A 17,996-nucleotide genomic window follows, 5' to 3' on the forward strand; every position below is an offset into this window, starting at 1 on the left:
GCTCCGCTTCCCGCGGGGCGCCCACCTTCCAGCCCGCAATTATGCGGAGCAGAACCCCCGCCGAAACCGGCGGCAACACAGACCTTACAGGCCGGCGCTCTGCATAATCCCGCTCTCCGCATAATCGGCGCGACCGACCAGGACGCGGTGGCTGGGGGCGTTCTCGCCGGTGGCCCGGGTCTCGGGGACGATTCGGACGTTCTTGGCCTGAACGCTCAGGGTGACGATCTCGCCGGTGAACTCGTTCGTGCCGGTCTTCTTGAAGGTGCCGATGGTGGCCATGTCATTTCTCCTCGATCTGAAGTCTCGAGCCCGCACCATTGCGGCCTCGATGGCGATCGGCGGGCCGGAGACGCTCGGCGGCGCACCCCAGCCTCGGGGCCCCAGTTCGCTGGGGTAGGCTTGGGGCCTGACAGCAAAGGAGGAACTTTCTTGTTCCGCGAGGAATGACGGCGCAGCCGGCAGGGGAAGAAAGTTGTGACGCCGCTGTTGCGCCATTGGCGAGCGAGGCGTGAGCCGGTCTTCGGCCAGATCAGGCCATTGAAGAGGCCGCTCGGGTGCGCTCGATCTGGCTAGATCCCGAGGGGATGACGTGGCGGCGCAGGGCATCGGCCGAATTGGCATGCGCGGTTCACGCGATCGGCGTTTCTGAGCTCTGAGCTGACACGTCTTGTCCTGCTGATGAGGGGCGCCTGACCGGTGACGCCCGTCAGCCTGCGTTTTGGTCAGTCGGCGAATGAGTAGCCGGGGATCAGACGATCAGCGAGCCCTGCGCCATGACAGGTTGCGCGCTGACGTGCGCGCCCTTTCGCCCGATCCCACATCAGGTCGGTCGATGGTTGGTGCGTGGCGCACGTCCGCTTTCTGGTCCGGCTCTGCGGTCAGTTCGGCATTCAGGCATTGGCAACGCCCCGGCTGGTCGATCCTGGCGGGGTGAGCGACGTCACGCGGATGAAGGTCGTGACCGCAACGGCAATCGCCCCGATGACCGAGAACACGAGCTGCCAGGTTTCCGACGGCATGGTGTGCTTCACGATGCCATGCGTCGCGTGAAAGCCCGCGATGGCTGCGGGCGCGACAAAAGCCGAGGCGACGAGGAGTTTCAGCCAGGCCGGTCGCAGGATGGCGAGCAGAAGCTGGCCGACGCCGAGTGCGATACCGGCGCCAACGGCGCCGATGACGATGGCACCGAGCAGGCCGGCGCCGGTCTCATGCGCCCAGATGCCCGCGCTGACGCCGATGAAAGCTGGAAGCGCAAAGACGGCAAGCGTGAACAAAAGCCAGCAAAGCACGCCGATGGCGGCAAGCGAACCGAGAATGGCGAAGACGATCATGGTGGTGGCCTCCGTAAGAATAGGTCTGACGGGTGCGCCAACCACCACCAAGGCGCATTGCAGAGTATAGCGAAATTCGACGTGCTTCGGGAGCGGAAATCGAACCGATCTCCGCCCGCGAAGCTGTTCTGCCAGACGTCAGACGTCGAACGGATCGATCTCGGCCACGACCTCGGCATCGCCGTCGAACTCGTTGCAGGGAGTGACAGACAGCGTGCCGTCGCCCGCTCGGAAGATGATGATGGCGACCATCAGGGTGCCAGCGAGGCTGTTTGCGAAGGCATAAGCGGCGTCGAGGGACATCGGTCCGGCTCCTGTTCCGAGCGGAGGACCATCCCCCGCTGACAGGCGCCCGAAGTGTCCGGCCGAGGGCCGCAATCACCGCGCAGGCGAAGACGAAGCGGCGGCACGCAATGGGCGTAGCCGACCCTTCATGGGTTGATGGCGTCAGGCCCTCGGTTGGACCAAGGATGAGCGCACAAAAGCGGGGCGGTGGCTCTGCCTCCGGCGCCAGTGCGGCCGGTCGATGACCAGTAGCGTGGCCATAGCAGTTTGCGGTATCCCGCATCCGATTTCTCTCATGCATGAATAGGGCAGAAAGCGGTCGTCGAAAGCAAAGGGGAGAGGGATGTTGAGGTTTCGTGATTTTGTAAATTTGCCGATGCTGACCGAAATAATTTTGTCCAAAGATGACGAAAGTTTCGAGCGGCTTGACGAAGGCAAATGGGTGAACGGCCGTTTCGACAGAAACATCCGTATCGACCAGCCGACACACGGCGTTGGGCAGACGCATGCGCATATATACGGGCGCAGAGGGGCAGAAATAGGTGTGGTAAATTTGGACGGCTCATCAAGCCACGGAACCCAATGCCGGTTGAGCGATGCAGACGCCGCCGCCCTGCGAGATCGTGGCTTCACGATAATGGCGGGCAACATCGTAGAGTGGGTCATGCTGCCCACGCAGCCACAGCTTTTGTTCGGCTAAAGGCGGCGCTCACGCGCCGCCGAACCTCCAGACCGGGATGCCGAGCTTCTTCGCCTTATCGGCCAGGTTGTCCTGGATGCCGGTGCCGGGGAAGACGATGACCCCGATCGGCAGCACGTCCAGCATCTGATCGTTGCGCTTGAACGGGGCTGAACGGCCGTGCCTGGTCCAGTCGGGGGCAAAGCCGATCTGCGCGACGCCGCGGTGGTCGGCCCAGCGGGCGGCGATTTTCTCGGCCCCTTTCGGAGATTTGCCGTGCATCAGCACCATGTCGGGATGCTTCATGCGGACCTGGTCGAGCTTGGCCCAGATCAGTTGATGGTCGTTGAAGTCGAGCCCGCCGGTCAGCGCGATCTTCGGTCCGGCGGGCAGCAGCACCTCGCGATCGGCGCGTTTGCGGGCGGCGATGAAGTCGCGGCTGTCGATCATCGCAGAGGTGAGCTGTCGATGGTTGACGCGTGAGCCGTGGCGGGGAGACCAGTTCGAGCCGGTCGTTTTCCGGTAAAGGTCGGCGCCGGTGTCACGAAAGAGTTCGAGGGCGTCGCGGCGTTCGATGAGCCGCTGTCCGGTGGCGATCAGCGCTTCGAGCTGCACGGCCTTCACCTCGGAGCCGTCCTGTTCGCGCTGCCCTTGCTTCTGCGCCTGCTCGTTGTCGTCGAGTGTGCGTTCGACCCGTTCGACGGCGCGGTGGAAGGTGTTGACCGTTGACCACAGCAGGTCGTCGAGATCAGCGTCGAGGCCGGTATCGGCCATGGTGGCAATCAGCGCGTCGAAGATGTCGGCGACGGCGCCGGCGATCACGCGATCTTCCGGAATTGGTCGAGGATCGGGTTCATCGTCGCGGGGATGGAAGCCGTAGAGCTGAAGCTCGGTCAGAACGTGGTCGGTGGGAGAAGAGATGTGGTCGGGCTCAAATTCGTCGTGCTCGCTCATGGGAAGCTCCGTTCGCTGGACCGCGACCGCCGCGGCCTTCATGGCGACGAAGCCGTCGGACGGGCTGGACTGGCACCCGGAGCGAAGCGAGGGGCCGCAGCGTGAGAGAAGGACCGTAGGGGCAGGCTATTTTGTCTCGCGATGGAAAGGCCCGAGCCGGGGTCCCCGCGCGGCTTCACCGCGTGGGGTGGAACGGGCCGCCGGAAAATAGTCGGCCACAAGGTTGCCGGGATGGACCGTCTGATGGCCGATCGCCCTCTGGAAGGCCGGGGCGCGGTCCTCTGGCGAAACGGTCATCCCAGATGCGAGCGTTGATCGAAGTGCTCGACCGGCAGCCGCCTGCCTCCATCGCGGTTAAGCTGCGTGCTCCATGAAGCGTGCGATTTCCTGGGGCGCGACCTGGACACGGATGGCCGCCCGGAGCGCTGCGAGTCCCAGCAGCCGGAGGTCTTCATTGAAGTCGCCGAGGGTCGGAGACAGGATGACCGCCTCGATGCCCGCTTCCTCCGCGCGGGTCATCAAGGTCCTCACCGCTGCATCGCCGGCGGGATCGTCATCACGCGCGACATACAACCGGTGCAGGGTGTCGGGGAACTGGATGGCAGCCAGATGCGCCGCCGACAGCGCGGCTGCCATTGGCATGTTCGGCAGGACGCAGCGCAGCGACAGCATGGTCTCGACGCCTTCGCCGGCCGCCATCACCGAGCCCGGGAGTCCGAAGCGCACGGCAGATCCGAGGAGATTGCCCATCGCCCGTCTTGGTGTCTCGACGGGCGCCTTGCCTAAGGTCGCTTCGTTGAAGCCGCCGGGGTCCAGCCAGGTGCGATGTGCGCCAGTGAGCTCGCCATTGAGATCCGTGACGGCTGCGATGATCGCCGGCCAGATCTCGGTCGGGGAATGCTCATCGGGGCGGAAGAAGCAGCGGGGATGAAAGCGCAGCGATCCGGTTTCGTGCAAAGACGTAATGCCGCGTCTGCGCAGATACGTCTCGGCGAGTGTACGGTTGATCGGCTGTGCCATCGCGAAGAGACGCCTCGCGGCTTCTGGTGAACCCATTGGCGCCGCGAACGTCCTAGCCCGCCGCGACTCTCGTGCGGGCTCTGGATGCGGGAGGCTCAAAAAGCGCCGCGCTTCCTCGGCGACCTGCTTGAAGTCGGGAAGGCCGCAGGTTTCGCGAATGATATCGAGCAGATCGCCATGCTCGCCGGTGGCGGCGTCGGTCCACTTGCCGGCGACGCCCTTACCCGTCTGCGGCCCCTTGAGCCGCACGAACATTGAGCGGCCCGGCGTGTTGCGAACGTCGCCTACCAGCCAGTAGCCTCCCTGCCTTGTGCCGTTGGACAAATAGTGCCGGCACACGGCTTCGGCTTGGCCGGCGAGGCGGGCCGCAAGATCGGATGCGTCCAAGCTGGCCATCACGCGGCCTCCCGTTCAGAGATCCGCGTGACCGGATAGCGCTCCATCACCTTGGCAAGAACGGCCACGCCGGTCGCGTCGGTTGGAACGAACATCCTGAGCTTCCAGGAGATGATCTCGTGGAACAGGCCGTAGGACCGGAGGCGATCGCGCATCGTTTCGGAGAAGCCCGATAGCTCGATGCGGTGGATGCCCATCACCCGAGCGCGATGAAGCTGGAGGCCCTCGGTGAGGTCGAGGACGGTGCTGCCTGCCACCAAGGCTGCAAAGGCATTGGCTGCCGTCAGCGTGGGCGCTCCGATCGCGAGTGCGTTGGCCGCCCAGGCTGGAGACACGCGTCGCCCGATGATGCGTTCACCGTCGTCCGTCTGGAGGCGATAGACACGCGTGCACTCATCCGGGAGACGCTTCCAGATCGGGAGCAAGAGCCCGGCGACGACATGGATCGTGCTGTCGGTGAACTCGGGGATCTGCCTCAGTTCGCGCTGCCACGCCACCGCGAAGACCTCGCGATCGGCCGCCCGCCAATGGCTTTCCGCCATCGACGCCAGCGATGCATGGTGATGTTCCATCGGCCGGAGCAAGCGCACCCGGCGTTCGATTTCGCCATCATCCAGCATGATGCTCGGGGCAGGCACCTGAACCGCCGCCCTGGCGGATCGCTCGTTGATCAGCAGAGCTGCACGTGGATCGGCGAGAAGCTCGAAGGCTTGGTCGAGCGACAGGGGCCGGTTGCGCTCGCGCTGGGTGATCGTCAGCAAGCGGGTTTCCGCGCCAGTGGCGGGATGCGTGTAGATGGTGTGCCGGTCGGTGACGACGAAGCTTTCGGCCTTCAGCGTTTCCAGCCCGATGTCATAGGTGCCGCTGGCCAGTGCTCCGGCAATCCGGGCATTGAGAAGCTGCTCGAAGGCGGTGAACAATATGCCCTGCAGGTCGATCGTCAGCGCCAGCAACCTATTGAGAAAGGTCGTGATCGGCGGCAGCTCGTCGCGGATGCCCGTGTCGTCCATCAGGCTGAGGCCGGTGGCGCTCTCGAAGAGCTGGAGCGGGCAGCCATCGACCTTGCCGCGAACGATCAGCAGGTAAAGTTGGCGCAGCGCGTCGCGCGCGTGCGGGCTTTCGAGATTGTCCTCGGGTCTGAAGAGGCCCTGTCCGCCGGTCTGGCGCTGGCCGCGGGTGATTGCCCCGAGCGTGTCGAGCCGGCGGGCAATGGTCGACAGGAAGCGCTTCTCGGCTTTCACGTCGGTTGCGATCGGACGAAACAGCGGCGGCTGCGCCTGGTTGGTGCGGTTGGTGCGACCAAGGCCCTGAATGGCGGCGTCGGCTTTCCAGCCCGGCTCGAGGAGATAGTGGATGCGAAGGCGCTGGTTACGCGCCGCGAGATCGGCGTGATAGCTGCGCCCGGTGCCGCCAGCATCACTAAACACGAGGATGCGCTTGGCATCATCCATGAAGGCAGCGGTCTCGGCGAGGTTAGCGGAGCCCGGACGGTTCTCGACCATGAGCCGATCACCTTTGCGGATGATGCGCCGCGATCGCCCGGTCACCTCGGCAACCAAGTCCACTCCGAAGCGCTGGACGATCTGATCGAGCGCGCCAGGCACCGGCGGCAGGCTTGCGAGTTTCTCGATCAGCCGGTCACGCCGGGCGACCGCTTCACGGCTTTCGACGGGCTGGCCGTCGCGGGTGACAGGTCGCGAAGAGAGATTGCCATCCGCGTCGGTGAACGGCTCGTAGAGCTGCACCGGGAAGGAGTGTTGAAGGTAAGACAGCACATATTCGCGCGGCGTGATGTCGACGCGCACGTCGTTCCATTCCTCGGTCGGCACCTCGGCCAGTCGCCGCTCCATCAGTGCCTCGCCGGTGGAGACGATCTGGACGACAGCCGCGTGCCCGTCATCGAGATCGCGCTGGATCGAGCGGATCAGCGTTGGGGTCTTCATCGAGGTCAGCAGGTGCCCGAAGAAGCGCTGCTTGGTGCTTTCGAAGGCCGAACGGGCGGCAGATTTGGCGCGCGGGTTGAGCGTGCCGGTCTCGCTGGTGATGTTCGCGGCGCGCATCGCCGCATCGAGGTTGTTGTGGATGATCGAGAACGCGCCAGCATAGGCGTCATAGATGCGGCGTTGCTCGTCGGTGAGCGCGTGCTCAACCAGCTCGTACTCGACCCCGTCATAGGACAGGGATCTGGCGGTATAGAGGCCGAGGGCGCGAAGATCGCGGGCCAGCACCTCCATCGCTGCAACACCGCCGGCCTCGATGGCAGCGACGAATTCGGCCCTGGTGGCGAACGGGAAATCCTCGCCGCCCCACAGGCCGAGACGCTGGGCATAGGCGAGATTGTGGACGGTGGTGGCGCCTGTCGCCGAGACGTAGACGATTCGAGCCGCGGGGAGGGCGTGCTGGAGCCGCAAGCCGGCACGGCCCTGCTGCGACGGAGCGACATCGCCTCGTTCTCCCTTTCCGCCGCCGGCGTTTTGCATGGCATGGCTCTCGTCGAAGATGATCACCCCGTCGAAATCGGAGCCCAACCAATCGACGATCTGGCGGACGCGCGAAACCTTGTCGGCCTTCTCATCGGACCGCAGCGTGGCATAGGTGGTGAATAGGACGCCTTCCGGCAGTGTGATCGGCCGTCCCTGCGGGAAGCGGGAGAGCGGCGTCACGAGCAGGCGCTCCATGCCCAGGGCCGACCAGTCGCGCTGCGCATCCTCGATCAGCTTGTCCGACTTCGAGATCCAGACGGCCTTGCGCCGACCGTGCAGCCAGTTGTCGAGGATTATGGCGGCGGACTGGCGCCCCTTGCCCGCGCCCGTGCCGTCGCCGAGCATGAAACCGCGCCGGAAGCGGACGGCGGATGCCGCCTCGTCAGGTGCGGCAGAGACGACATCGAACGTCGCGTCGACAGTCCAGGCGCCGCTGAGAAAGCCCATATGCGCCTCGCCGGCATAGATCATGGTTTCGAGCTGCGCATCCGACAGTACGCCCTCGTTGATGAGCCGTTCAGGCACGCGTGGACGATAGCTTGGCTTGGGCGGTGCGACCGACGCCATGGCCGCCGATTGCACGAGCTTGGTCGGATGGGCCTGAGAGCCGGGAATGCGGATCGTCTGAAGTCCGTATTCCTCGTAGATGGCGTCGGTCAGCCGACCGCCCTCGGCCGGCTTCCAGTCAAGGGTCTCATAGGCGAGGTCCAGGTAAACCGGTTCCTCGAGTGATGACCTCTGCGGCGCGTTCGCGGTGCTGCGCGCAATCGGACAGGCAACCTGCTTCGGCGCCATCGCCGACGGTGCCGGCAGGGCGACCGAACCCGCCAGTGTGAGCCGTGGGGGAACGTGATCCGTGACCCAGCCCATAAGCGTCTGCGTGTCGGGTGCTTGACCCTGTGATGCGGGAAACCGGGCCGGATCGTCTGCTGGCAGCTTGTCGAAGACGGTGAGCCGCGTCTCGATGGTTGTGCCGTGCTTGGCGTAGACGGCGCCGTCGATGCTCGCGGTGAATACGACGCGCCCGAGCTCCTGCAGTCGGATGAACGCGTCGCGCCAGGCGGGATGCTCCGGGCTGACATTGGCGCCGGTGATGGCCACCAAGCGCCCGCCCTCGGCGAGGCGGGCGAGCGCGGATGCGATGTGTCGCAGAGCTGCGTCGGCCATGCGACCGGAGACGTTCGCCATCGCCGAGAATGGCGGGTTCATCAGCACGACCGACGGGACCATAGCCGGGTGCAGATGATCGTCGATCTGCGCTGCGTCGAAGCGCGTGACTGCGACCGCCGGGAAGAGGGAGGACAGGAGGCTGGCGCGGATTTCCGCCAGTTCGTTGAGGACCAAAGTAGCGCCCGCAATCTCGGACAGAATGGCGAGCAAACCGGTCCCGGCGGAAGGCTCGAGCACATGGTCGGCAGGTGTGATGCCGGCCGCGCGCGACGCGATGAATCCGAGCGGGATCGGCGTCGAGAATTGCTGGAACGTCTCGCTTTCGAGGGAGCGGCGGGTCTGCGTGGGAAGCAGACCGGCGACTTTGGCGACCAGCGGCAGGGCAGCGGCCGGAGAGCCGGCTTTGTGCAAAAGCGCTTTGCCGTATTTGCGGAGGAAGAGAACGGTCGCTGCCTCGCAGGCGTCGTAGGCCAGCTTCCAGTCCCAGGCTCCGGCAGCGTCGCTCGCGTTGAAGCTCGCTTCCATCGCGTCACGAAGCAGGGTGGCGTCGACACGTCGGCCGGCTTCGAGATGGACGAGGATGGATCGGGCGGCATCGAGCAGGGCCGCCATTCGGTCGACGCGTGGCAGATGAGACGCCGGCCTATGTTCTTGCGCGCATGGTGCGGAACGATCGTGCATGGGGAAGACCTCGAGGAGAGCGGGAACAGGGCAAGCCCTCGGCCGCTCTCTCTCGACCGTCCGGGCTCAAACCCGTCCCGGCCCCCTCTGCCTCTCGACGTGCGAGCGGCAGGCTGAATCAGCCGAAGCGCCGGCCCGCTTCGGTGAAGGTGTAGCCGTTCGCCGCAATCGCCTCGTCGACCACCTCGTCCGAGGTCAGATGCTCGTATTCCCGTTCGAGCTGGCGGTAGAGCCAGCGGGCCAGATCGCGGAGCGCTTCCGACACGGCATCTTCTGCATCGGCGGTCATGTCCTGACCTACGGGACTGTCGCGATCGACCATGATGGCCATGCAATGCTCGTGATAGTAGCGCCCCCGGTGGGTCATCGTGGCTCGGAGCTGGTAGAAGTTGCGCCTCTGAACGGCCTGGAGGGTATCGGCGATCCGGTGAAGCGCGGTATCCGTCGGTGCATAGGCCCGGATGCGGCCGGCGGCGGATCTCGCGTGTCGGTAGTCGCCCTCGAAGCAGGCTCCGTCGCCCTGGCTCCAGAAGCCCGAAAACCAGATGCAGGGTTTCGAGCGGGTGCTACCGCCGAACAGTCGGACAGGGCGCCTCCTGAGGCTGATGCCGAGGATCATGCAAATGCGTTCGAAGTCGTCATAGGCGAACTCGAACCAGTCATAATCGAAGCTGCCGTCGCGGTACCATCCGCGCGCGGCGTCCTTCGCAGCAGCGGAGAGTTCGTCGAGGCGATAGACGGTGGTTTCGATGATCTCAGACATCGGGATTACCTCCATCCACCGCGGCGGCGAGCCAGCCATCGGTGTCGATCCATCCGAGGGTCTCACCCGTGCCGAGGTCGAGGACGTGCGCACCGCCACCGAACGCATTGAGCCGGGGCCGCGAGCAGGTATTGGCGTATTGGAAGCCCCAACGGCCCTTGAGGCTGAATTCCGCGGCGCAGAGTTTCACGAACTGGATCAGCCGTTCGGGATCGCCGGAGACGTCATCCCGTAGCCAGAGCTGCGAGCCGCCGTGCTCCGGCTGGATGGAGATAAGGAAGCCCTCCGACGGCGGTTCTTCCGACGCGCCGGCTTCGGACAGGGCATTGTAGAGATCGAGTGCGCGCGCGGCGTTCTGAGCTGTGCCGACGTCGAGCAGGCACGAGAAGTGCGTGAAAAAATCTGCCATGACAGTCTCCCACGAAAATGGAAAAGCCCGGCGTGGCGACCGGGCTTATGGAAGGGGCGTGTGAGGAAAGATGCGGGACCACCGGAGCGGTCCCGCCTGGATCGGCTACTCGGCTGCGATGGCCGGGAGCGGCTCGGGATCTTCGTCCGAAGCTTCCTCGTCACCTGAGAGAAACGCCGGCAGATCCACGGAGCTCGCCTCAGCTTCGGGTTCGGCCGGTTCGGAGGATGTGTCCGTGTCGGCGAGCCGCAGCGGCTCGGGCAGCCACCGGGCGTCGGCGAGAAGGCGTTCGGCTTCCTTGGCCATTTCAGCCTTCTTCAGATGCTCGATGAGCTGCGCAGCCCGGTCTCCCGCGCCCTCACGCACGGCCTCGACGATGCGGTGCTTCGGGACCCGGCCGAGATAATTGTCGACCGAAGGACGCCATCCGGCCTCCACCATGTCGAGACCAGTCTCCCGCGCGAGCCGGTCGGCCTGGGCGAGACGGCGTTCGAGCCCGTGCTGGGACACGCCGTTCCCCCCGTAGGGGTTCGGCTTCTCGTAAAGCGCGTTGACGCCGAAGCTCACGCAATGAGCGAGCAGCGCGAGTCGGCTCGCATCGTCGAGTGCCGACAGCCAGTCCCAGAGCGCCTGATCGTCCTGGGGAAGATCGGCCTTCCAGGCGTCGTGACGCTCCGCGATCGCGCATGCGGAGGGGCTGTCCTTGAGGTCGGCGGCCTGCGCGGGGAAGAAGACGTGTCGCACGGACGCTTCGAGGCATCCGCCGCCGGTGCTGGTGCGCTGGAATGTGTCGATGACGAGCTTGTGCAGCAGCGCCGTCAGCGCGATCCGTGGGTTACTCGCCACGGCGTCGCGCAGCGCGAGCGTGCGATGGGCGGTCAGTTCGATCACCAGGCGCTCGGGCAACGGCTTGATAACGTCGTCCTCTTCGTCCTCGCTTTCGATCGTCTGCCCGCCGACCGTGATGACGGTGCGGGACGTGCCGCTCGGTCCGGGTTCGCCGGCTTGGGCGCCGGTCGCCGCCGTAGCGCCACCGGTCTCGTCATCGGGCAGGACGAGGGGCGCCTCATCGTCCGGGCGAACATAGCCGCGGTCGGCCAGGAGCCTGCCGTCCGCGCCGATGCTCACGAAGACGCCAGCACGCGTGATATCGCAGGGATCAAAGATCACCGACCGGGTGTCGAGCTCATCCAGCTGGGCCTCGATCTCGCCGAGCCGCGCATCGACCTCGTCTGGCAATTCGTCCGCACCTTCGTACTCGGCTTCGAGCCGCTGATACTCAGCGTTGAGCGCGTCGATCGTCGCCTGCTCGTCAGCCGATCGTTCGGCGGCGACACCGTCGATCTGGCGCAGACCGTGGGTGTGACCGTAGGGGAAGTCGGCAGCGACCTCGATCCACTTCCAACCTTCGGCCGCGATGGCCTCAGCCTCTGTCTTCAGCTTGGCGGCAACCAGGGTATCGAGCAGGGCGACATCGGCGAGCCAGCCGCCATCGTCCTGTTGGAAGAGATCGCGCAGGACCGTGCCGCCAGCGGCTTCATAGGCATCGAGCCCGACGAACATGGCGCGGCGGTCCGACGCGCGCACCGTCTTCTCGGTCAGCATGCGGCGGATCTGATAGGGCTCCTTGGACCAGGAGCCTGCGATCGTCTCCCAGACCTGTTCCTGCCTAGGATGGTCGGCGCTGACCGTGAAGGCCATCAGCTGCTCCAGCGTCATGCCGTCCTCGGCATAGATGTCGAGAAGCTTCGGCGAGACGCCGGCAAGGCGCAGACGCTGCTTCACCACATGAGCGGAGGTGAAGAAGGCCGCGGCAATGTCTTCCTCGGACTGGCCCTTGTCGCGCAGCGCCTGGAACGCCCGGAACTGATCGAGCGGGTGGAGCGGGGCACGCTGAAGGTTCTCTGCGAGGGAGTCGTCTTCGGCCAGAATCGGCGTCGCGGGATCGCGCACCACGCACGGCACTGCGGCTGTCTTGGCGAGGCGCTTCTGCTTCACCAGACGCTCGAGCGCCTGGTAGCGACGCCCACCGGCCGGGATCTCGTACAGGCCGGTCTCCGTGCCATCGGCATCGATGATAGGACGGACGTTGAGGCTCTGCAGGAGACCGCGGCGCGCGATGTCCTCGGCGAGTTCGTCGATAGACACACCGGCTTTGATGCGCCTGACGTTCGCCTGCGAGAGCGTGAGCTTGTTGAAGGGGATGTCGCGCGATGGCGAGAGGATGATCTTTTGAAAGGCAGTGGCCATGACAGGTCTCCGCGACGGGCGGCCGGGAGCCTCTCTCCCGACCTCCAACCCGTCACGAAAATCGGCGCAGCCCTCTTCCTCTCATCGCTTCCGGAAAGCCGGAACGCCGTAGAGCCGGAAAGACGGGACTGCGCCGATGCTTGGAGTGTATGCGAGTGGGTCAGGCCGCCTGGCGTGCGGCCTCGGGGGTGGTGGCAATTGCCTGACCCGGTTCGCCCGTTTGTGGGGCGAAGGCCAGCAACCAGTCCGCTGCCTTGCTTGCCTGACTGGCTGCACGGACGATGGCGCGATTGTCCTCGCGCAGGACCTCGGCCCATGATCCGATGTAGTCGGCGTGGCGGACGGTCGGGGCGATGCCGAGGGCGGCGCAGCAGAAGGCCGAGGCGATTTCGGCCACCAGTTCCTCGAACGCGTATTTCTTGGAGCCGAACGATCCTGTGAGATCGCGTCCCAGCCGATGGGCCGCGCCGCTGGCATGGGCGCATTCATGCAGCGCCGTGCGATGCCAGTTGATGGGCTCGAAGAAGGCCTGAGGCGGCGGCACCGTCACATAGTCAGGTCCCGGCGCGTAGTAGGCCCGGTCGCCGCCGATGCGAAAGTCGATCCCGCTCGCCCGGATCAGCGCGTCGACCGTGGGCTCGATCAGCCCGGGTTCGGGCGCCGGCACGGCGGCCACGAGGTCCTCAGGCAGGCCGTCACACTGAGCGACGTTGAAGACCGTGAAGCGCTTCAGGAACGGGATCGCCTGTGCCTCGTCGCCGGTCTCTCGCGCACGACGGCGTTCATCGTCCGGCACGAAGCGGTCGGCATAGACGACGGTGGTGCCGCGCTCGCCCTTTCGGACATTGCCGCCGAGCGACAGGGCCTGGCGGAAGGTCAGCCAGCCTTGGCTCGGGAAGCCAAGTGAGATCACTGCGCCCCAGAGGATCAGCACATTGACCCCCGAATAGCCGCGCCCGGTTGCGGCGTTGGTCGGCATGGCCAGTGGCGCCTTGGCCGCGGCCGTCCCCCAGGGCTGGACCCAGGGCAGTCGCCCGGCTTCCAGTTCGGCCAGGATCTTGCCGGTGATTTCGTCATAAAGGCTCGTCCGGTCGGCGCTCGGCCGGGCGCGTGGATCAAGTTTCGACATCGCGGGTCTCCGCGACGGGTGCCGGAAGCCTCTCTCCCAGCCTTCAACCCGTCACGGCACAGCCGGCCTGCACTCTCACTCTCGGGGCGCTAGGGGAGGATTCCCGCAGAAGGGGTCGGCTGAGACATGGCTCAGCCGCAGGGGAATGCTTTTCCCCAATTGACGTCGCAGCTATCGATTCTGCAGGCGATGCGGTTAGACGCAGTAAAATCCAGTGTTGTCATCATCTTCGCCTTTGGGCATCAGCAGTCGCTTAGTGAGCAGGCTGATACCCAGCGGTGCTAAAATCCGCTGCTCGCCATCTCCTTTCTGTCGGGACTCAGCCGGCGCAGCATTTGTCGGGCGACAATCGGCGGAACGCGTTGGTGTATATTCATCGTTTCCTCGCGGTGGCAATTCCGCATGGGTCTTCCGCTTCCGCAGGGACAGGGCCAGTGGCCTTTCGGCCAATCCTGGGACAGCAGTCGCAGGTGGTAAAGGAGGCTCCGTCGCCGGTTTGGAATTCCCAGTGCATCCGCATAGGCCTCTTCGAGCCCGGATGACCCGTGAGCCCTTTCGCCAAAAGGCCATTGCCCAGTCTTTTCAAACCAAAGTTGTCCTAGGAAGTACTCATTGAGCGGGCCGCTGAGAAAGTTCCCGATCGAATGGTCATTTACGGTGACCAGCCAGTTCTCCCACACCGTCACGCAGCAGTCGCCATCAGGGTTAATGTGACGCGCCGCCTCACGCGGAACTCTGCCGCCGACTTCGAAGACCTTTGGTTCGCGGCGAGGGTAGAGATCGGGCAGCTCTATCCTGATGTCGAATTCGGCGATCGGTCCCCCTGGGGCCGCGACGACATCCTTCTCAAGAATGAGAAAGCTGCCCTCGATATATATTTGGTTGCCATTCTGTGACGCGTGCAGCTTCGGCTGGTCAAAGGCGATGGCAGCCTTGGCTTCCTCCAGCGTCAGCAGCTTGGTCGGCTTTCTTACAATTTTGCCCAAGGCTTCGACTGCGGTCCGGCTTGGTTGATCAGTTCGACGGCGCGCTCGGCGCGCGTCATGTCATCGGCATTGGACGGCCTCGAGGCGATCGCCGGGGCTGCGAGGCTGGAAACGGGCAGCGCCGCAGACATCGTGCTATCGACCAGCTTGGTATCCAGGTGCTCTCGGAGCAGTTCGGGCATTTTGTCGAATGTGCTTGCTCGCAGATAAAGCGCGAAGTCCTGCCGTGCCTGATCGAGCCAGCGGTAGAAATTCTCGCGCTTCTTGGGCTCCTCGGCCCACTTGTCGGCGAAGTTCTCGGCTGGATTGACCGGGTTTGCTACCCAAGCGACGCCACCGCGATCCTCGATAAAGCGGTCCATGCCGGTGAGGATGCTCTGTAGGGCCGCCGAGATGGTGAGCTCCTCATTGTAAGCGTGCGCGGCCAGCGTGGTGATGATGATCGAGATCGGTTTGTATTCTGCATCATCCGTGAACATGCAGTCGCGATGGCGCTTCAGGAGCTGGATCGCCCGCTGCAGCGGCGTCTTGACCTTGTAGTCGGGTATCTCGTCGACACTGGCGGTAATCCGCTCTCGCTTGGCTAGAGCGCGTTTTGCTTCGGTCAGGCGCACGCGCATCCGGCTTCTAAACCAAGCCGCGTAGCCGGTCGGATTACTCTGCGGCCAATCCTCCGTTGGCCGATCATATTGCGGTAGAGAATTGTCAGTGATGGCGATGGCCTGGCCGCTCAATGTGTCGTCTTTTGCAAGGGTGCTGTATCCCTCCAAGATGAGCCTCGCCTGGTAGCGCTGCGCATCGGGCAGCGCCGGCAGGACATCCATGTGGAATTGTGCGCCGGCGGCGTAGTTCAGGCGCCAGCAGCGGCGATGCTCCTCGGGGCCGGCCATGCCATGCGCACGAGCATAAAGCGCGACCTCGCGGCCAACCGCCTCCTTTAGGCTCTTCTGTGTGAAATCGGCCTTCGTTGCCAAGAGTCTGCACACCAGATCGACGTCGTATTCCTCGTTGTCATTGAACGGCCGCGTAACCGTACCAAGCAGGAATGACCCTTGTGGTGAGATCGACGGCTCAAATTGGGCGATGGAGGATTCCGGTCGATCGAGCCAGTTGCCTATCGCTTCATAACGGCTCTTCGCCTCCTCGAATTTCGAAGGCGGGATGTCGAGAGCATCCGCTATCGCTTCCAGGATATCGTCGTGCGACTTTGCAAGCCGCTCGTTGTACACGGTCATGGCGTCACCTGTAGTAAGGTATGAATTCCTCAGCCGGTGCGCCGAAGAATTGCGGTTGAAGGATCGGCTTTTGAATCCGTGCTTCCGCGAACGCACGGTCTTTGAGGCTTCGTATGCGGCTAGTGTCGTCGAGCGAATAAAAGCCGTCAGGTACCGGCTGGGAGACACGAAAGATGGCGCGCCGTTCGTGCGGATCGCCGGTAAGGATTTGGGCGATGCCGAGAGAGCCGTGCGACTGCCCCGCCATGAAAAGGCTTGCAAGCTGCGGCGCGAGGCTTGCTGCGCCGTAAGCCTCCCGAACGACCTTTACGTCATCCAGGCAGCCGATGCTGAGCACGCGGATTTCGTCAGCGGGCCATCCAAGTGTCGCTATGGCCTCGACGACAGCAATACCGGTCGGGTTATTGGCCCAGAGTCCCCCGTCGACCAGTCCCACATCATTGGCAGTAACGTGCTGCGCGAAATAGGTTGGAGCTGCTGCGGTACCCATTGCAGCGTCGATCGCGAGTTCTTTGTAATCCGTCCGAAGGCGGGGATGGTGAGCGGTCTTGAAGATGTAGACGCCCTGTGTTTGGGGATGCCATGCGGGGATCACCAACCGCGTTAGAGCTTCGCCGAGCTTGCGGTCGCCGAGCACGCCGTGCAGCGCATCATAAAGAGGTTGCGCGCTGTATTTCGGTCCCCAAAGCAACCACCGGCCTTTGCGCAGATGTCGGCTCAACCAGCCAATCATACCGCCGCGCGACTGAGCAAAAATCGCTGGCCCTTTGTCTTCATAAAGCTTGAGAATGTCCGCAGCGCGCATCCCGAGCGCCAACCCGATGGCGATGATCCCGCCGGTCGAGGTGCCGGAAATAAGGTCGAAGTAGCGGCCAATGGGCTGATCCAGGTCGCGCTCCAGATTGGCAAGGAACGCCGCCGGGAAGGTGCCCCGGATGCCGCCGCCATCGATTGTCAGGATCCGTTTCAAGGCACGCGACCTCAGTTTGCTGCCTAGTGCTTCTTGTCCCGGGGCGGGTTCGGGTCGCTGCCCGGGGGAACCGTGTCGGAGTCGCGCCAGCGGCCGTCACGGCCCTGAATGCGGACCTCGCCTCCGCCGAGATTGCGAACGGTTTGCTTTGCAGCCTGCTCGGCTTCGCGCTGCGTGGGATGGACACTGCTAGCGCGCTCGCCGCTTGGCGCCTTCACTGCCCAGCCCCTCGGATGCTTGGTGACATATCTGTCGGGCATAGCGGACCTCCTTGTCATTGACTCGACGATGGGATGCATATATGAACTATACGCGTTCCTTGTCAAGGTCCGTGTAGTTTTTATCCCCATTGGAGGGCTAGCGGTGCGCTGGGGCGTCGAGCAAAGGCTTGAATTTATTGAATTTCGCCTGTTCTGGGAGGGCTCGATCAACCGTGCCGACATAGTAAAATTCTTTGGCGTTTCGGTGCCCCAGGCTTCGAAAGACCTGACCCTCTATCAGGAGCGCGCGCCTGGAAACATGGACTACGACACGCGCGGGAAGCGCTATGTCGCGGCCGACAAGTTCGTCCTGCGTTTTCTTGATCCCGACCCGTATGTCTATCTTGCGCAGCTTCGGTCCGTCGCCGAAGGCGCGGTCCCGACCCACGATTCTTGGATCGCCACACTGCCGAACGCCGACGTAGCGCTGACGCCCAAGCGGGGCATCGATATTCAGGTCTTGCGCCGTGTGCTCGACGCAGTGCGCGAGAGCGCGTCGGTGGAAATCTTCTATCAGTCGATGAACAAGGTTCGACCAGATCCCATCTGGCGCCGAGTTACACCGCATGCCTTCGGTTTTGACGGCTTCCGATGGCACGCGCGTGCCTATTGCCACCTCGAGAACAGGTTCAAAGACTTTCTGCTCCCACGGATCCTCGAGGTGCGTGGCAAGGGCAAGCCCGGGGCGGCCGGCGAGCAAGACTGGCTCTGGAACAACTTCTTTGATGTAGTCATCGGACCCCATCCGGATTTGACGGAAAGTCAGAAGAAGGTGGTCGCCAAGGACTATGGGCTGGACCAAGGCAATGGTGTGCTGTCCGTTCGGTATGCGATGCTTTTCTATGTTCTGAAGCGACTTGGCCTGCTCGGCGATGCGGCAAAGCAGAGTGCTCGCACACAGCATATTGTCGCGCTAAACCGCAAGGAAACCGAGGCTGCGCTGAACAAGGCGGAGCTTCTGATATGACGATATTGTGGGGGAGCGCCGGCTG

At 64.1% G+C, this 17,996-nt stretch carries 15 protein-coding genes and 1 pseudogene; 2 read left to right on the forward strand and 14 right to left on the reverse strand.

Annotated elements, in window-relative coordinates:
• Positions 1-123 precede the first annotated feature (123 nt).
• The 3 genes and pseudogenes from ABLE93_RS22845 to ABLE93_RS22855 form a co-directional block, all read right to left on the reverse strand.
• Positions 124-282: pseudogene (locus tag ABLE93_RS22845) on the reverse strand (DUF736 family protein); the annotation flags it as partial.
• A 611-nt stretch (positions 283-893) separates the two neighbouring features.
• The gene (locus ABLE93_RS22850) at positions 894-1,334 is read right to left on the reverse strand and encodes a hypothetical protein (protein ID WP_348842066.1); all 441 of its coding nucleotides are present in this window, start codon (positions 1,332-1,334) and stop codon (positions 894-896) included.
• A gap of 138 nt (positions 1,335-1,472) precedes the next feature.
• Complete coding sequence (locus ABLE93_RS22855) at positions 1,473-1,637, reverse strand: hypothetical protein (protein ID WP_011579877.1); 165 nt, start codon at positions 1,635-1,637, stop codon at positions 1,473-1,475.
• A 325-nt stretch (positions 1,638-1,962) separates the two neighbouring features.
• Between ABLE93_RS22855 and ABLE93_RS22860 the strand changes: the two genes are divergently transcribed.
• A complete protein-coding gene (locus ABLE93_RS22860) occupies positions 1,963-2,319 on the forward strand; it encodes a hypothetical protein (protein ID WP_348842067.1) in 357 nt (118 codons plus the stop codon).
• Positions 2,320-2,328: 9 nt separating this feature from the next.
• Here the strand turns inward: ABLE93_RS22860 and ABLE93_RS22865 are convergent, their stop codons facing one another.
• From ABLE93_RS22865 to ABLE93_RS22915, 11 genes are all read right to left on the reverse strand, one after another.
• The gene (locus ABLE93_RS22865; RefSeq protein WP_348842068.1) at positions 2,329-3,252 is read right to left on the reverse strand and encodes a DUF2493 domain-containing protein; all 924 of its coding nucleotides are present in this window, start codon (positions 3,250-3,252) and stop codon (positions 2,329-2,331) included.
• 354 nt (positions 3,253-3,606) lie between these two features.
• Positions 3,607-4,668 carry a DUF7146 domain-containing protein gene (locus ABLE93_RS22870; protein ID WP_348842069.1) on the reverse strand — a complete coding sequence of 354 codons (1,062 nt, stop codon included), beginning with the start codon at positions 4,666-4,668 and terminating at the stop codon, positions 3,607-3,609.
• Positions 4,668-9,002: a strawberry notch-like NTP hydrolase domain-containing protein gene (locus ABLE93_RS22875; protein ID WP_510183068.1), complete on the reverse strand. Its 4,335-nt coding sequence runs from the start codon at positions 9,000-9,002 to the stop codon at positions 4,668-4,670. Before ABLE93_RS22875 ends, ABLE93_RS22870 begins: the two co-directional genes overlap by 1 nt.
• A 118-nt stretch (positions 9,003-9,120) precedes the next feature.
• On the reverse strand, positions 9,121-9,765 hold the full coding sequence (locus tag ABLE93_RS22880) for a DUF8835 domain-containing pootine (protein ID WP_348842071.1): 645 nt from the start codon (positions 9,763-9,765) through the stop codon (positions 9,121-9,123).
• Positions 9,758-10,174 (reverse strand): hypothetical protein, encoded by a 417-nt coding sequence (locus ABLE93_RS22885; RefSeq protein WP_348842072.1) that lies wholly within the window; start codon positions 10,172-10,174, stop codon positions 9,758-9,760. The genes ABLE93_RS22880 and ABLE93_RS22885 overlap by 8 nt, the downstream gene beginning before the upstream one ends.
• 105 nt (positions 10,175-10,279) lie before the next feature.
• Positions 10,280-12,424 (reverse strand): ParB/RepB/Spo0J family partition protein, encoded by a 2,145-nt coding sequence (locus ABLE93_RS22890; protein WP_348842073.1) that lies wholly within the window; start codon positions 12,422-12,424, stop codon positions 10,280-10,282.
• Between the two features lie 160 nt (positions 12,425-12,584).
• Positions 12,585-13,553 (reverse strand): ArdC family protein, encoded by a 969-nt coding sequence (locus ABLE93_RS22895; RefSeq protein WP_348842074.1) that lies wholly within the window; start codon positions 13,551-13,553, stop codon positions 12,585-12,587.
• A gap of 281 nt (positions 13,554-13,834) precedes the next feature.
• Entirely contained in the window at positions 13,835-14,539 is a 705-nt protein-coding gene (locus ABLE93_RS22900) for a hypothetical protein (protein WP_348842075.1), read from the reverse strand.
• A complete protein-coding gene (locus ABLE93_RS22905) occupies positions 14,524-15,774 on the reverse strand; it encodes a nucleotidyltransferase domain-containing protein (RefSeq protein WP_348842076.1) in 1,251 nt (416 codons plus the stop codon). The genes ABLE93_RS22900 and ABLE93_RS22905 overlap by 16 nt, the downstream gene beginning before the upstream one ends.
• 4 nt (positions 15,775-15,778) lie before the next feature.
• Positions 15,779-16,744: a CBASS cGAMP-activated phospholipase gene (locus ABLE93_RS22910; protein ID WP_348842077.1), complete on the reverse strand. Its 966-nt coding sequence runs from the start codon at positions 16,742-16,744 to the stop codon at positions 15,779-15,781.
• A 23-nt stretch (positions 16,745-16,767) separates the two neighbouring features.
• Complete coding sequence (locus tag ABLE93_RS22915; protein WP_348842078.1) at positions 16,768-17,187, reverse strand: DUF2188 domain-containing protein; 420 nt, start codon at positions 17,185-17,187, stop codon at positions 16,768-16,770.
• Between ABLE93_RS22915 and ABLE93_RS22920 the strand changes: the two genes are divergently transcribed.
• Positions 17,108-17,971, forward strand: coding sequence for a WYL domain-containing transcriptional regulator (locus ABLE93_RS22920; protein ID WP_348842079.1), 864 nt, complete (start codon positions 17,108-17,110; stop codon positions 17,969-17,971). The genes ABLE93_RS22915 and ABLE93_RS22920 overlap by 80 nt on opposite strands.
• Positions 17,972-17,996 lie beyond the last annotated feature (25 nt).

The organism is Xanthobacter pollutisoli (assembly GCF_040044995.1).
In the GTDB taxonomy this organism is placed as follows: Bacteria; Pseudomonadota; Alphaproteobacteria; order Rhizobiales; family Xanthobacteraceae; genus Xanthobacter.